Raw genomic sequence first — 14,458 nt, forward strand, 5'->3', positions numbered from 1 at the left:
GCGGTGCACCTCGTGCGCATCGATGCCGTCTCCCTCGACGAGGGCGAGGCGGCCGTGGATCTCGGGCAGGAGCCCGGCGACCTCGTGGTGCTGTCGTTCACCGACAGCGACCTCGCGGCGGTGGGGCAGTCCCACGCCGCGGAGCCCGGCCTGCCGAGCCTGCGGCTCGCGAAGCTCGCCAAGCTGCGGCATCCGCTCTCGGTCGACCTCTACGTCGAGCGCGTCGTGGCCCGCGCCAAGGTCGTGGTGATCCGCTGCCTGGGCGGGCTCGATTACTGGCGCTACGGGATCGAGCGCTGCGCCGAGGCCGCGCGGACGCACGGCGTCGTCCTCGCGGTGCTGCCGGGCGACGACCGGCCGGACCCGCGCCTCGCGTCCTTCTCCACCGATCCCGACCTCGCCGGTCAGCTCGACGCCTATTTCCGCGCCGGCGGGCCCGACAACCTGCGGCGGATGCTGCGGAGCCTGGCGATTCGCCTGGGTGCCGACGGCCCGATCGAGCCGCCGCAGCCGCTCCCGCGCGGGTTTCCCTGGTGCCCCGGCTGCGGGGTTCTGCCCCTCGAGACGGCCCTCGCGGCGGCCGGAACCGCGGTCCCGCTCGCCGGTGCGGGCGGGACCGCGGTTCCGGTCGCGCTCCTGCTGATCTACCGCTCCGCCGTGCTCGGCGGCGACACCGCCCCGTTCGTCGCCCTCGCCGCCGCGCTCCGGGCCCGCGGGATCGGCGTGCTGCCGATGGCCGTGTCGAGCCTGAAGGAGCCGCGGGCCGCCGCCGCGGTCGCCGCGGCCGTGCGGGCGCGCAGGCCCGACCTCGTGATCGCCGCCACCGCCTTCTCGGCCCGCGAGGACGACACCGGCTTCGTCCTCGACGGCGCCGATTGCCCGGTGCTCCAGGCCTTCACGGTGGGGTCGCCGCGCGCGGCCTGGGAGGCCTCCGCCCGCGGCCTCGGCGCGGCCGACCTCGCCATGCAGGTCGCGCTGCCGGAATTCGACGGCCGGCTCTCGGGCTTCCCAATCGCGTTCAAGGAGGAGAGCGCCGAGATCGCCGGCTTCGCCGAGCGGCGCGCCGCGCCCTACGAGGCCGGCATCGCCGCGCTGGCCGACCGGGCCGCGGGATGGCTGCGGCTGGCCGCCCTGCCCCGGGCGGCGCGGCGCGTCGCCCTGGTCCTGTCCGACTATCCCGCCCGCGGCGGCCGGGCCGGCTTCGCTGTCGGCCTCGACACGCCCGCGAGCGCCCGCGCGATCGCCGCCGACCTCGCGGCCGCGGGCTACGCGGCGGGCGCGCTTCCGGAGCCCGGGGCGCTGATGGCGGCGCTCACGGAGCGCCCGGCCGCGTTCCGGGTGACGCTCGCGGACTACGCGGCGTGGTGGCGCACGCTCCCCGAGGATGTCCGCGCCGCCGTCACCGCCAGCTGGGGCGAGGCCGCGGCGGACCCGGCCTGCATCGACGGCGCCTTCCGGTTCCGGGTGGTCCGGGACGGCGGCCTCGCGGTCTTCCTCCAGCCCGACCGCGGCCGCGACTCCGATCGCAAGGCCGGCTACCACGACCTCGACCGCGCCCCGACGCACGCCTACCTCGCCTTCCATCTGGGCCTGCGGCAGCATTTCGACGCCCTGGTGCAGCTCGGCACGCACGGCACCGCGGAGTGGCTGCCGGGCAAGGCCGTGGCGCTGTCGCCCGCCTGCTTCCCGGCACTCTGCGTCGGCGGCCTGCCGGTGATCTACCCGTTCATCGTCGACGACCCGGGCGAGGCCGCGCCGCTCAAGCGCCGCCTCGGCGGGGTCGCGCTCGGGCACCTGACGCCCGACACCGCCGTCCACGCGCCGACGCCCGAGGCGGCCCGCCTCCGCGAGCTGGTGGAGGAGTATGCCGCCGCCAGCGTGCTCGACCCCCGCCGCGCCGACCTCATCGCCCGCGCCATCCTGGAGGAGGCCGCGGCGGCCGGACTGCTGGACAGTGCCGGGATCGGCCCGGACACGCCGATGGACGAGGCGCTGACGCGGCTCGACGCGCATCTCTGCGATCTCGGCGAGACCGTCTTCCGGGACGGCCTGCACGTCTTCGCCCGCGCGCCGGACGGGGCCGCGGAGCCCGTCGCGGCGAGCGCCGATTCCGAGCGTGCCGGCCTGCTCGCGGCCCTCGACGGGCGGTTCGTCCGGCCCGGTCCCTCCGGCTCGCCGTCCCGCGGGCGGGCCGACGTGCTCCCGACCGGGCGCAACCTCGCGACCCTCGACCCGCGGGCCATCCCGAGCCGCGCCGCCGCGCTCCTCGGCGAGAGGGCCGCCGCCGCGGTGGTGACCCGCTACCTCCAGGACGAGGGGGCCTATCCGGCCCGGATCGTCATGGATCTCTGGGCTTCGCCGACCCTGCGTACCGGCGGGGAGGACGTGGCCCACGCCCTCGCCCTCATGGGCGTGCGGCCAATCTGGGACCATGCCAGCACCCGCGTCACCGGCTTCGAGATCCTGCCCCTCGCGATGCTGGACCGGCCGCGGATCGACGTCACCGTCCGCGTCTCCGGCGCGTTCCGCGACACTTTTCCCGACACGCTGGCGCTGCTCGACCGCGCCGCCCGCGCCGTGGCCGACCGGGACGAGGCCGACGACGAGAATCCCCTCGCGGCGGCGCGGCGGCGGGGCGACGCGTCGGTGCGCGTCTACGGGGCCGCGCCCGGCCGCTACGGGGCCGGCGCCGCCGCCACGGCCCTCGACGGCGCCTGGGACGGCCGCGACGACCTCGGCCGCGCCTACCTGGCCGCGAGCGGGCACGCCTACGGCGACCGCGAGGGGCCCGACGCCGATTTCGCCGCCCGCGTCGCTGCGGCCGACGCCTATTTCCACGCCTTCGACGTGGCCGAGCGCGACCTGTTCGACGGCGACGCCGCCGTCGACGCGATGGGTGGTTTCGCGGCGGCCGCGGCCCTGGAGGGGGCGAGCCCCGCCCTCTACAGCCTCGACGTGTCGGTTCCGGAACGGCCGAAGGCGCGGACGGCCCGGGAGGATTCCGCGCGCCTGATCCGCGGGCGCCTCGCCGATCCCCGCTGGATCGCGGCACAGCTGCGCCACGGCTACCGGGGCGCGCAGGAACTCGCCCAGGGGCTCGACGCGGTCTTCGTCCTGGCGGCGGCGAGCGACGCGGTGACCGATGCCGGCTTCGAGGCCCTCTACGCGGCCTGGATCGCCGACGCCGAGGTGTTCGAGCGCCTGCGCGCCGCCAATCCCGCCGCGGCCCGGGCGATCCTGGAACGCTTCGACGAGGCGCGGGACCGCGGCCTCTGGCACAGCCGGCGCAACGCCCTCCCGGCCGACGCCCTGCTGCGCGAGGCCGCCGAGTGAGCGCGGCTCGGCAACGGCGCGTCCTGCCGGAGGCGCCGGCCCGCCGGGGCTGGTGCCCGGGTCTGGCGCGGCCCATGCCGACGGGCGACGGGCTGCTCGCGCGCGTCCATCCGCCGCTCGGGATCCTGACCCTCGATCAGGCCCGCGCCGTGGCGGAGGGCGCGCGGCTTTTCGGGAACGGACACCTCGATCTCACCGCCCGGGCCAATCTCCAGATCCGCGGCGTCTCCGAGGCGACGCGCGCGCCGCTGGCCGCTTGGCTCGCCGGCCGGGGCCTCGGCGACGTGCGTGCCGACGGCGGCCCCCAGCGCCTGACGCTCACGAGCCCCCTGGCCGGCCACGACCCGGACGAGACGATCGACGTTCCGGCCCTCGCCGGTGCGATCGAGACCGCGGGGCTCGCGATCCCGGGGCTGCCGGCCAAGACCCTGGTCGTCGTCGAGGGTCGCCCCGGCCGGGCGGTGCCGGAGGCGGATCTCTGCGTCGCCGCCGAGGCGCCGGGCCGCGTCGCGATCGCGGTCGGGCAGGGTGAGACCCCGCGGACGCTCCTGACCTGCGAGGAGGACGCGGCGCCCGGCCTTGTGGCAGCTCTGCTCGGCGCCTTCGCGCGAACCGGCAGACGCCGGATGCGCGACCTCTCGGACGACGAGCTGACCGCGCTCACCGAGGCGCCTCCGTCAGGAAAGTCCCCCGTCGAACCGGTACAGGCGCACCGGGCCGTCGCTCGGGAACGCGGGCCGGCGCGTCCGGCGGGCGCGCGCGACCTTCGGAGCGTCGCCGTCGACGCGCCCTTCGGACGCTGCACCGCCGACGCCCTCGACCGGATCGCTGCCGCGGCGGCGGCCCTCGGCGCGAACGAGATCCGCCTCTCCCCCACGCGCGGCTTCGTGATGCTGGTGCCGACCGCGAACTCGGATCCGGCCGTGACGGCGGCGCTCGCGGCGGAGTTCATCGTCGTCCCCGACGATCCGCGCCGCGCGATCGCAGCCTGCACGGGGGCGCCGGGCTGCGCCTCGGGATCGACCCCGACGCTCGCGGACGCGGCACGCCTCGCGGACGCGTTCGCTGCCCTCGCGGCGTCGGGCCGCGCCGCGCATGTCTCGGGCTGCGCCAAGGGCTGCGCGCGGCCGGGCCCCGCCGACCTGACCCTCGTCGGCCGGAGCGGGCTGTACGGCGTGGTGATCGGGGGCGCGCCCGGCGATGAGCCGGCGATGGATCTCCCTATCGAGGCCGTGCTGGAGCGGCTAGGAAGGGCCGAGATCGACGGGCTCTCCGCCGCCTTCGCGCCGGAGACAGCCTCTTCAGAATGCGGGAGGACCAGGAGACCGGCATGAGCGCGAGCCAGAACGCCCTGCGCCAGACAGGATCGGAGCCGGCCGCGGCCCACGAGTCCCCGTCCCGCTACGACTACATCCGCGACGGCGGCGCGATCTACGCGCGCTCCTTCGCGATGATCCGCGCCGAGTCCGATCTCGGACGCTGGTCGGGCGCCGCCGAGCGCGTCGTCGTGCGCATGATCCATGCCTGCGGCATGACCGACCTGCCGGCCGACGTGGAGATGGCGCCCGGTTTCGCCGAGGCCGGCGTCGCGGCCTTGAAGGCCGGCGCGCCGATCCTGTGCGACGTCCGCATGGTCGCCGACGGCGTCACCCGGGCCCGCCTGCCGGCCGACAACAGGGTGATCTGCACCCTGGGCGACCCGCGCGTGCCGGATCTCGCCAAGAGTCTCGGCACGACCCGGTCCGCGGCCGCCATGGAGCTGTGGCGGGAGCACCTTCCGGGCAGCGTCGTGGCGGTGGGCAACGCCCCGACCGCGCTGTTCCGGCTCCTGGAACTCCTCGATGCCGGCGTGGCGCCGCCCGCCGCGGTGATCGGCATCCCGGTCGGCTTCGTCGGCGCGGCGGAGTCGAAGGAGGCCCTGGCGCGGGACGGCCGCGTGCCGTTCGTGGTCGTGCACGGGCGGCGCGGCGGCAGCGCCATGACGGCCGCGGCGGTCAACGCGCTCGCCAGCGAGGTCGAGTGATGGACGGTTTCGAGCGCCTCGACGGCCCGACCGAGGAAATCCCCGCGGCCGCGGTGACCGGCACGCTCTACGGCGTTGGCATGGGTCCGGGCGATCCGGAGCTGCTGACCGTCAAGGCGCAGCGCATCCTGACGCGCGCGCCCGTGCTCGTGCATTTCTGCAAGCGCGGCCGGCGGGGCAACGCGCGCACCATCGCGGACGCGATCCTGCGCGACCCGTCCCGCGAGATGGCCCTCGCCTATCCGTACACGACCGAGATCCATCCCGAGCACCCCGACTACGTCGCGGCGCTGGCCGGCTTCTACGACGACGCGGCCGGGCAGCTCGCCGATCACCTCGGCGCCGGGCGGGACGTCGCGATCCTGTCGGAGGGCGATCCCTTCTTCTACGGCTCGTTCATGCACCTGTGGCGGCGCCTGAAGGACCGCTTCCCCGTGGAGGTGATACCGGGCGTCACCGGCATGTCGGGCTGCTGGACCCGGGCCGGCACGCCGATCACCTGGGGCGACGACGTCCTCACCGTCCTGCCGGCGACCCTGTCGCTCGGCGCGCTGACCGAGCGCCTGCGCGGCACGGACGCGGCCGTGGTGATGAAACTCGGGCGGCACCTGCCGAAGGTGCGGGCCGCCCTCTCGGCCGCCGGGCTGCTCGCGCGCGCGGTCTACGTGGAGCGCGGCACGATGGCGGGCGAGCGCGTCGTGATGCTGGCCGACAAGGCCGACGACGACGCGCCCTACTTCTCGATGGTGCTTCTGCCCGGAGAGGGCCGCCGGCCGTGAGCGGGAGCCTGACCGTCGTCGGCCTCGGGCCGGGCGACGAGGCCCTGCTGACCGAATCCGCCCGCCGGGCGCTCGACGCGGCGGAGGACGTCGTCGGCTACGTCCCCTACGTGGCCCGCGTGCCCGAGCGTCCCGGCCTTGTCCGGCACGCGAGCGACAACCGGGTGGAGGTCGACCGGGCGCGCCACGCGCTGCAGCTCGCCGCCTCCGGCCGCCGGGTCGCGGTCGTGTCCGGCGGCGATCCCGGCGTCTTCGCCATGGCGGCGGCGGTGTTCGAGGCGGTCGAGTACGGCGAGCCCGGCTGGCGCGACCTCGCCATCTCGGTCGAGCCGGGCATCACCGCGATGCTCGCCGCCGCGGCCCGGATCGGGGCACCGCTCGGCGGCGATTTCTGCGCGCTCTCGCTCTCCGACAACCTGAAGCCCTGGCCGGTCGTGACCGCGCGGCTGGAGGCGGTGCTGCGCGCCGATTTCGTGGTGGCGCTCTACAACCCGATCTCGTCCGCCCGGCCCTGGCAGCTCGGGGCGGCACTGGAGATCGCGGCCGGGATCCGCGCGCCCGAGACGCCCGTGATGTTCGCCCGCGCCGTCAGCCGGCCGGACGAGGCGATCCGCGTCGCGACCCTCGCCGAGGCGCCCGCGGTGCCGGCCGACATGGCCACGATGGTGATCCTGGGCGCCTCGACGACGCGGCTGATCCCGCGCGCGGGCCGGCCGCCCTTCGTCTACACCGCCCGCAAGGTCGAGGGACCGGCGTGATCGCCCGCGTCCAGCCAGCGGCGCGCGCCCGCGGCGTCCGCGACGCTCGGCACGTCGGGCTTGCCCGGCCGCCGCACCATCACGACCGGGATGCCGAGGCCGCGCGCCGCCGCGATCTTGCCGTAGGTCGCCGCGCCGCCGGCGTTCTTGCTGACCACGATCTCGATCCGGTTCGCCCGCATCAGGGCCGTCTCGGACGCGGCGTCGAAAGGCCCGCGGGCCTCCACGGCGGTCAGATTCGGCACCGGCAGGATCCCGCCCAGCGGCTCGACCGTCCGCGCGAGATAGCTGTGCTGCGGCGCCGCCGCGAAGGCCCCGGCCTCCTGCCGGCCGATGGTCAGGAACACGCGCCGGGGCTCCGGGCCGAGGGCTGTGACCGCCTGCTCCATCCGGTCGACCTCGACCCAGGCGTCGCCGGGCTCCCGGCCCCAGGCCGGCCTGCGGATCGCGAGGAGCGGCACGCCCGTCAGGTCCGCCGCGCGCGCGGCGTTGGCCGACATCCGCGCGGCGAACGGGTGGGTCGCGTCGATCAGGCGGGTGATCGCCTCGGCTTCCAGGTAGCGGGCGAGCCCCTCGGCGCCGCCGAACCCGCCGATCCGGGTCGGGACAGGCTCGGGCTTCGGCGCCGCCGTCCGGCCCGCCAGCGAGAGGGTCACGGCGCGATCCGCCTGCCCCGCGAGCGATCGGACCAGGGCGCTCGCCTCGCCGGTCCCGCCGAGGATCAGGATCCGCATCGTGCCGGTGGTCGGGGGCGGCGTGTTCATGGGCGCCTTGTCCATGAGCGCTGACTCGCTGTCGAGCGCCCCGTGGCTGTCGATCGTCGGGATCGGCGAGGATGGCCGGGCCGGGCTGACGCCGTCCGCCGCCGCCGCGCTCGACGCCGCCCGCGTGGTCTACGGCGGCCGGCGCCACCTCGCCCTCGCGGGGCCCCTCGACGGGGAGGCGCGGCCCTGGCCGAGCCCGATCCACGAGGCCTATCCGGAGATCCTCGCGCGGCGCGGCCGGCCGACCTGCATCCTCGCCACGGGCGACCCGTTCCACTACGGCATCGGCGCCGAGATCGCGCGGCTGGTGCCGGCGGACGAGATCCGTGCCTTCCCGCAGCCCTCGGCCTTCAGCCTCGCCTGCGCCCGGCTCGGCTGGCCGCTCGCCGAGTGCGCGCTGGTGACGCTCCACGGTCGCGCGCTGACCCGGATCGTCCCGCATCTCCAGCCGGGGGCGCGGCTGCTCGTCCTGTCGTGGGACGGCACGACGCCCGGCGCTCTCGCCGCCCTGCTGCGCGACCGGTGCTTCGGCGCGTCGACGCTGACCGTGCTCGAGGCGATGGGCGGGCCGCGCGAGCGCGTCCGCACCCTCCGCGCCGACGCGTTCGACGGCGCCGACTTCGATCCGCTGAACACGGTGGCGCTCGCGGTGGCGGGCGCCGGCCGCGCCCTGCCCCTCGCGCCGGGCCTCGACGACGACCTGTTCGAGAATGACGGGCAGCTGACCAAGGCCGAGATCCGGGCCCTGACCTTGTCGGCGCTGCGCCCGCATCCGGGACAGCATCTCTGGGATGTCGGTGCGGGCGCCGGCTCGATCGCGATCGAGTGGATGCTGCGCCACGCGAGCCTGCGCGCCACGGCGATCGAGGGGAGGCCGGACCGCGCCGAGCGGATCCGCCGCAACGCCGTCGCGCTCGGCGCCCCGGACCTCGCCGTCGTCGCCGGCACGGCGCCGGGCGCGCTCGCCGGCCTGCCGGCGCCGGACGCGGTGTTCATCGGCGGCGGCGTCTCGGAGCCGGGGGTCCTGCCGACGGCGCTGTCGGCGCTGCCGAGCGGCGGTCGCTGCGTCGCCAACGCCGTGACCCTGGAGGGCGAGGCCGCGCTGCTCGCGGCCTTCGCGGCGCACGGCGGGAGCCTGCGCCGCTACGGCGTGGAGCGGGCGAGCCCGGTCGGGGGGATGCACGGCTGGCGCCCCGCCATGACGGTGACCCAGTGGGCCTTGACCAAGCCGTGACCGGAGCGCTGGTCGCCGGCATCGGCTTTCGCCGGAGCACCGAGGCGGAGGAGATCGCGGGGCTGATCGAGCGCGCGCTCGCCCTGGTCGGCGCCGCGCGGTCGAGCCTGGTGGCCGTAGCCACGGCGGCAGACCGGGCCGCGGACCCGGCGATCCGCGCGGCGGCGGACCGCTTCGGCCTGGCGCCGCATCCCGTCACCGCCGCCGGGTTGGAGGCGCGCGACGCCGAGATCGTCACACGCTCGGTGCGGATCGAGCGCCTGCGCGGCGTCGGCTCGCTGGCCGAGGCGGCGGCCCTCGCCGGCGCGGGCCCCCGGAGCCGCCTCGCCCTGCCCCGGATCGCGAGCGGCGGGGCCACTTGCGCCCTGGCCGTCCGATACGACACGACACGGGAATCATGACCGTCCACTTCATCGGCGCCGGCCCCGGCGCGGCCGACCTGATCACGGTGCGCGGGCGCGACCGCATCGCGGCCTGCCCCGTCTGCCTCTACGCCGGGTCGCTCGTCGCACCCGAGATCCTGGGCTGGTGCCCGCCCGGCGCCCGGATCATCGACACGGCGCCCCTCGACCTCGACGCCATCCTGGCTGAGATCCGGACGGCGCACGCGGCCGGCCAGGACGTCGCGCGCCTGCATTCCGGCGACCTGTCGATCTGGAGCGCCCTGGCCGAGCAGATGCGCCGGCTCGACGCGCTGGCCATTCCCTACACGGTGACGCCGGGTGTCCCCGCCTTCGCGGCGGCGGCCGCGCTGCTGCGCCGGGAGCTGACGGTGCCGGGCGTGGCGCAGAGCGTGGTCCTCACCCGCACCTCCGGGCGGGCGAGCGCCATGCCCGAACGGGAGACGCTGGCGGCCTACGCGGCCACCGGCGCGACCCTGGCGATCCACCTGTCGATCCACGTGGTCGAGGCCGTCACCGCGGAGCTGATCCCCTTCTACGGCCCGTCCTGCCCGGCGGCGGCGGTGTTCCGCGCCTCCTGGCCGGACGAGCGGGCGCTCGTGGGCGACCTCGCCGCGCTGCCCGGGCTCGTCGCGGAGGCCGGCCTGGAGCGCACCGCCCTGATCCTGGTCGGGCCGGCGCTCGGCGCCGCGGATTTCCGCGAGAGCGCGCTCTACGCGCCCGACTACGACCGGCGCTACCGGCCCGGCGGCACGGTGGGGTCGCGATCGTGAGCGCCCCCGGCCTCCTCGTCGCGGCGCCGCGCTCCAGCTCCGGCAAGACGACCGTCACTCTCGCGCTGATGCGCGCCCTCACGCGGCGCGGCCTGCTCGTGCGCGGCGCGAAGTGCGGCCCCGACTACATCGACCCGGCCTTCCACCAGGCCGCGACCGGCCATCCGAGCTTCAACCTCGACAGCTTCGCCATGGCGCCGCCGCTCCTCGACGCCCTGGCGGGCGCGACGGCGGCGGCCGACCTGGTGATCGCCGAGGGGTCGATGGGTCTGTTCGACGGTGTCCGGGCGGCCGAGAACCGCACCGGGGCGAATGCCGACATCGCCGCGCGCTACGGCTGGCCGGTTGTGCTCGTGGTGGACGTGTCGGGCGCGGCGCAATCGGCCGCCGCCGTGGCGCTCGGCTGCACCCTCTACGATCCCCGCATCCGGATCGCCGGCGTGATCCTCAACAAGGTAGCGAGCGCCCGCCACCGGCGCCTCGTGGAGGCCGGCATGGAGCGCGCCGGTCTGCCGGTGCTGGGCGCGCTGATGCGTGACGCGCAGCTGGTCCTGCCCGAGCGTCACCTCGGACTCGTGCAGGCCGGCGAGACCGCGGACCTCGCCGCCCGTCTCGACCGGCTCGCCGATCTCGCCGAGGCGGGCATCGACCTCGACGCGGTGATGGCCTGCGCGGGCGGCGCCGTGCCGGCCTCCGGCGGCCAGTTGCCCCGGCCGCCGGGACAGCGCGTGGCCGTCGCCCGGGACGCGGCGTTCAGCTTCCTCTACCCGCATCTCGAGACCGGCTGGCGGATGGCCGGCGCCGAGCTCGTGCCGTTCTCGCCGCTGGCCGACGAGGGACCGCCCGAGGATTGCGACGCCTGCTGGCTGCCCGGCGGCTATCCGGAACTGCACGCCGGTCGGCTCGCCGGTGCGACGCGGTTCCTGGACGGCCTGCGCCGCTTCGCGCGGACCCGGCCGGTCCACGGGGAGTGCGGCGGCTACATGGTCCTCGGGCAGACGCTCCAGGATGCCGACGGCGCCACCCATCCCATGGCCGGACTGCTGCCGGTCGCGACCTCGTATCACCGGCGCAAGCTGCATCTCGGCTACCGCGTCGCGCGGCTGTGCGGTTCCGGCCTGCTCGGTGCCGCGGGGACGCGCCTCGTCGGGCACGAATTCCACTACGCCAGCGAGCTCTCGCCGATCGCGCCCGAGGCAACGGCGCTCGCCCGCGTGTCGGATGCCGAAGGTGTCGATCTGGGATTGGCCGGCCACCGGGTCGGACCCGTCACCGGCAGCTTCTTCCACCTGATCGCGACCGATCCGCCGTGACGCCGACCTCGGCGGAGCCGCTCCGGGCGCGCTGGCGGAGAAGCCGGCGTCGTGCGCCTGTCAGGCCGGATCCGTCGTCGGGGCCGGCGCGCGGTTCTGCGCGAGGCGCGCGGCGCTGCGGACCAGCGCGAGGACGTCGCGGCGCATCTGCTCGTCCTCGATCTGCGCGTAGGCGCGCAGCAGCTCGATGGCGCCGTGGGCGCTGAGGAAGCCGAACACGTCCTCCTGAGCGTTCTCCCGCGGCTCGCTCTCCTCGAAGAACGCGGATACCGGCACCTCGAGGAGGCGCGCGATCTCGCGCAGCCGACCGGCACCGACCCGGTTCTGGCCCTTCTCGTATTTCTGGACCTGCTGGAAGGTCACGCCGACCGCGTTGCCGAGCGCGGTCTGGCTCATGCCGCGCGCCTTGCGCAGGGCGGTGATCCGGATGCCGACCAGACGATCGACGTCAGTGGTCTGTTTCGGCATCGTCTGGCCGGAGGAATCCTTTTCCATGGCGTGGGCTGCATCCTCCTGCGGACGCGGTGTCTTCGCCTCGCTGTCGCGCCGCTTCACCGCCCGCCCCTAAGTCGCATGTCCTGCACGCCAGGTTGCCGGTACTCCGTGCCGCGGTCCGGCTATAGACCTGATGCCGGCACAGGTGAACCGCGGCGCAGTAGGACACCAAGTTGTCAAGCTTCGCAAGTCAAAGGTTACAGCTTCTAGTTTAAGCCCACACATCTTTGCAACATTGTTGCTCAAATGTCGATGCCGAGGTCTGGAATGCTCTTAAGGTGCGCCTTGTCGCCGCGCGGGCGTTCCCCTTAGGAGCACAGAGGCTTGTAGGTTCGGTACCGCGCAGGAGACTCGCATGTTCATCGCGATGAATCGCTTCAAGGTCGTTAAGGACGCGACGGCGGATTTCGAGGCCGTCTGGCTCGGGCGCGACAGCCACCTCGGCGAGATGGAGGGCTTCGTGGAGTTCCACCTGCTCCGCGGACCCGAGCACGAGGACCACGTGCTCTACGCCTCGCACACGATCTGGCGATCACGCGCGGATTTCGAGGCCTGGACCCGCTCCGAGCAGTTCCGCAAGGCGCACGGCCGCGTGCCCACGACCAAGCCCCTGTATCTCGGCCACCCGCAATTCGAGGGTTTCGAGACGATCCAGACAGTCGGCGGGACCGCCGAGGCCCGCCAGGACGCGGACGCCGTCTGATCGCGGCAGACCCCGGCCTCCCAGGGGCCGGGGTCGCCCGCGCTCGCCGACGCGGTTGAATGCGTGAGGCAAGAAACCCGCGTGAATTGAAATAGCTCCGGCGAAAGCGGTTCTCTATCGAAGCCGGCGCGCTCCGGCTGCGCCGAACAGTCACTCAGCATTAACTATGTATTGCCACGTCCGGAGGCAGGCCCTAAGTCGCAGCCTTCCTCCGTGACTGCGAACGCGAACCCGCGGGGCCCGCGGCTTGCTCCGTGACCGTCACCAGGCGGCGCTGAAACCTTTCGTGTCTCAGACTGGTACAGAGTCCGACTAAGACGGGACGTTGCGGGTCAGATGTTTCACGATCGGCTTCCGGAGACGTTTCAGGCGCTGCCGACCTCGGCGGAGCGCCGCCGCAATGTGTGGTCGGCCCTGCTGCCGCGCCGCGGACGGGCGCTGGCGCGGATCGCCCTGTCCACGACGCTGGCCGCGACCGATCTCGCGGCGATCGTGGCGGTGACTCTGGGCCTCGAATGCGCCTACCACGTCATCGCCCAGGACAGCACGGTGTGGGCGGGTCTCGTCCGCGGCCTGAGGCTGTCGGCGCTGCTCGCGCTGGTGATCGTCGCCGCGAACGTCCTGCGCCAGGAGTACAGCCTCGAGAACGTCATGGCGCAGAAGCCGGGCGTCCAGCGCGTGACCTCCCTCTGGCTCGTCGCCTGGGCCGCCGTGCTCGTCGTCAGCTTCATGACGAAGACGACCAACGACTACTCGCGGCTCGTCTCGCTCGGGATCTTCGTCGCGGGACTGCCGGTCCTGATCGGGGCGCGGGCCGCGGTGCGGCGGCTCGTACGCGATCGCCTGAGTGCCGGCTCGGCCACTGCCAGCCGGATCCACCTCGTCGGCTACGAGGAGGACATCGCGCGCTTCTACGCCGGCAAGGAAGTCGACCAGCTCGGCTCGCGGATCATCGGGACGAGCTACCTGCGGCGCGTCGATCCCGGCGCCGACGCGGCCACGCGCCACGACCAGCTGCAGGAAGATCTCGACCTCGCCGTCTCGGTCGTGCGCTTCCTGCGCCCGGACGACGTCTTCGTCCTGGTGCCTTGGGCCGACACCGCGGAGGTGGAGCGCTGCATCGACGCGTTCCTGCGGGTGCCCTCGGCCCTGCACCTGCGTCCCGGCGCGGTCCTCGACCGGTTCCCCGACCTGCAGGTCGCCCGGGTCGGCGGCGTCTCGGGGATCAACATCGGCCGTCGGCCGCTCAACGTCGGCGAGGTCATGCTGAAGCGCGCCCTCGACCTGACGGTGGCGACCATCGCTCTCGTATCGCTGTCGCCGCTGCTCGCCGCGATCGCGGTGGCGATCAAGTTGGACAGCCCCGGTCCGGTCTTCTTCCGGCAGAAGCGCTACGGCTTCAACCAGCAGCCGTTCGGCGTCTTCAAGTTCCGGTCGATGCGGGCGGATCCGAACGCCGCGTTCCGGCAGGCGACCCGGAACGACAGCCGGATCACCCGGATCGGCGCGATCCTGCGCCGGACGAACCTCGACGAGCTGCCCCAGCTCATCAACGTCCTCCGCGGAGAGATGTCGCTGGTCGGTCCCCGCCCGCACGCGCTGGCGCACGACCGCAGCTTCGAGCGCCGGATCGCCCTCTACGCCCGCCGCCACAACGTGAAGCCCGGGATCACCGGCTGGGCGCAGGTCAACGGCTACCGCGGCGAGACGCAGACCGACCTCGCCATGGAGCGGCGCGTCGCCTGCGACCTGCACTACATCGACAACTGGTCGATCTGGTTCGACATCCAGATCATGATCCAGACTGTGGTCTCGCGCCGCGCGTACCAGAACGCCTTCTGACCGGCGGCCGGCGGGGACCATCACGGGCGCCGGGTTGCGC

General features: G+C 74.7%; 13 protein-coding genes. 11 read left to right on the forward strand and 2 right to left on the reverse strand.

What is annotated here, in order from left to right; translation table 11 throughout:
• The first annotated feature begins 3 nt into the window (after nucleotides 1-3).
• Genes cobN through cobJ form a run of 5 tightly spaced genes read left to right on the forward strand, consistent with a single transcriptional unit; the run spans nucleotide 4 to nucleotide 6,893 of the window.
• Nucleotides 4-3,333 (forward strand): cobaltochelatase subunit CobN, encoded by a 3,330-nt coding sequence (gene cobN / locus ACLBXO_RS02975; RefSeq protein WP_447684461.1) that lies wholly within the window; start codon nucleotides 4-6, stop codon nucleotides 3,331-3,333.
• Nucleotides 3,330-4,667, forward strand: coding sequence for a precorrin-3B synthase (cobG, locus tag ACLBXO_RS02980; RefSeq protein ID WP_447684462.1), 1,338 nt, complete (start codon nucleotides 3,330-3,332; stop codon nucleotides 4,665-4,667). Before cobN ends, cobG begins: the two co-directional genes overlap by 4 nt.
• Entirely contained in the window at nucleotides 4,664-5,356 is a 693-nt protein-coding gene (locus ACLBXO_RS02985; protein ID WP_280142561.1) for a precorrin-8X methylmutase, read from the forward strand. Before cobG ends, ACLBXO_RS02985 begins: the two co-directional genes overlap by 4 nt.
• A complete protein-coding gene (locus ACLBXO_RS02990; protein ID WP_447684463.1) occupies nucleotides 5,356-6,135 on the forward strand; it encodes a precorrin-2 C(20)-methyltransferase in 780 nt (259 codons plus the stop codon). Before ACLBXO_RS02985 ends, ACLBXO_RS02990 begins: the two co-directional genes overlap by 1 nt.
• Entirely contained in the window at nucleotides 6,132-6,893 is a 762-nt protein-coding gene (gene cobJ / locus ACLBXO_RS02995) for a precorrin-3B C(17)-methyltransferase (protein WP_447684464.1), read from the forward strand. Before ACLBXO_RS02990 ends, cobJ begins: the two co-directional genes overlap by 4 nt.
• On the opposite strand, the gene ACLBXO_RS03000 is transcribed toward cobJ, so the two are convergent.
• Entirely contained in the window at nucleotides 6,860-7,672 is an 813-nt protein-coding gene (locus ACLBXO_RS03000) for a cobalt-precorrin-6A reductase (protein WP_447684465.1), read from the reverse strand. The two genes, cobJ and ACLBXO_RS03000, sit on opposite strands and share 34 nt — an antisense overlap.
• Between ACLBXO_RS03000 and cbiE the strand changes: the two genes are divergently transcribed.
• The 4 genes from cbiE to ACLBXO_RS03020 are packed head-to-tail and all read left to right on the forward strand — an operon-like array spanning nucleotide 7,671 to nucleotide 11,378.
• Nucleotides 7,671-8,891, forward strand: coding sequence for a precorrin-6y C5,15-methyltransferase (decarboxylating) subunit CbiE (cbiE, locus tag ACLBXO_RS03005; RefSeq protein WP_447684466.1), 1,221 nt, complete (start codon nucleotides 7,671-7,673; stop codon nucleotides 8,889-8,891). The genes ACLBXO_RS03000 and cbiE overlap by 2 nt on opposite strands.
• The gene (locus ACLBXO_RS03010) at nucleotides 8,870-9,292 is read left to right on the forward strand and encodes a cobalamin biosynthesis protein (RefSeq protein WP_447684467.1); all 423 of its coding nucleotides are present in this window, start codon (nucleotides 8,870-8,872) and stop codon (nucleotides 9,290-9,292) included. The genes cbiE and ACLBXO_RS03010 overlap by 22 nt, the downstream gene beginning before the upstream one ends.
• Nucleotides 9,289-10,065, forward strand: a complete 777-nt coding sequence (cobM, locus tag ACLBXO_RS03015) for a precorrin-4 C(11)-methyltransferase (RefSeq protein ID WP_447684468.1) — start codon at nucleotides 9,289-9,291, stop codon at nucleotides 10,063-10,065. Before ACLBXO_RS03010 ends, cobM begins: the two co-directional genes overlap by 4 nt.
• On the forward strand, nucleotides 10,059-11,378 hold the full coding sequence (locus ACLBXO_RS03020) for a cobyrinate a,c-diamide synthase (RefSeq protein WP_447684539.1): 1,320 nt from the start codon (nucleotides 10,059-10,061) through the stop codon (nucleotides 11,376-11,378). The genes cobM and ACLBXO_RS03020 overlap by 7 nt, the downstream gene beginning before the upstream one ends.
• A gap of 60 nt (nucleotides 11,379-11,438) precedes the next feature.
• Here ACLBXO_RS03020 and ACLBXO_RS03025 read toward each other — a convergent pair whose 3' ends face one another.
• On the reverse strand, nucleotides 11,439-11,873 hold the full coding sequence (locus tag ACLBXO_RS03025) for a helix-turn-helix domain-containing protein (protein ID WP_331317563.1): 435 nt from the start codon (nucleotides 11,871-11,873) through the stop codon (nucleotides 11,439-11,441).
• A gap of 355 nt (nucleotides 11,874-12,228) precedes the next feature.
• On the opposite strand from ACLBXO_RS03025, the gene ACLBXO_RS03030 reads away from it, so the two are divergent.
• Entirely contained in the window at nucleotides 12,229-12,576 is a 348-nt protein-coding gene (locus tag ACLBXO_RS03030) for an antibiotic biosynthesis monooxygenase family protein (protein WP_331317561.1), read from the forward strand.
• Nucleotides 12,577-12,912: 336 nt separating this feature from the next.
• Nucleotides 12,913-14,418, forward strand: a complete 1,506-nt coding sequence (locus ACLBXO_RS03035) for an undecaprenyl-phosphate glucose phosphotransferase (protein WP_331317559.1) — start codon at nucleotides 12,913-12,915, stop codon at nucleotides 14,416-14,418.
• Nucleotides 14,419-14,458 lie beyond the last annotated feature (40 nt).

Source organism: Methylobacterium sp. C33D, assembly GCF_053345825.1.

What these genes read in the sequence shown, in the direction of transcription:
- ACLBXO_RS02985 (WP_280142561.1), top strand. Translation starts at nt 4,664, where the DNA reads ATGAGCGCGAGCCAGAACGCCCTGCGCCAGACAGGATCGGAGCCGGCC.
- ACLBXO_RS02990 (WP_447684463.1), top strand. Translation starts at nt 5,356, where the DNA reads ATGGACGGTTTCGAGCGCCTCGACGGCCCGACCGAGGAAATCCCCGCG.
- cbiE (WP_447684466.1), top strand. Translation starts at nt 7,671, where the DNA reads ATGAGCGCTGACTCGCTGTCGAGCGCCCCGTGGCTGTCGATCGTCGGG.
- ACLBXO_RS03000 (WP_447684465.1), bottom strand. Translation starts at nt 7,672, where the DNA reads ATGGACAAGGCGCCCATGAACACGCCGCCCCCGACCACCGGCACGATG.
- cobM (WP_447684468.1), top strand. Translation starts at nt 9,289, where the DNA reads ATGACCGTCCACTTCATCGGCGCCGGCCCCGGCGCGGCCGACCTGATC.
- ACLBXO_RS03025 (WP_331317563.1), bottom strand. Translation starts at nt 11,873, where the DNA reads ATGGAAAAGGATTCCTCCGGCCAGACGATGCCGAAACAGACCACTGAC.
- ACLBXO_RS03030 (WP_331317561.1), top strand. Translation starts at nt 12,229, where the DNA reads ATGTTCATCGCGATGAATCGCTTCAAGGTCGTTAAGGACGCGACGGCG.
- ACLBXO_RS03035 (WP_331317559.1), top strand. Translation starts at nt 12,913, where the DNA reads ATGTTTCACGATCGGCTTCCGGAGACGTTTCAGGCGCTGCCGACCTCG.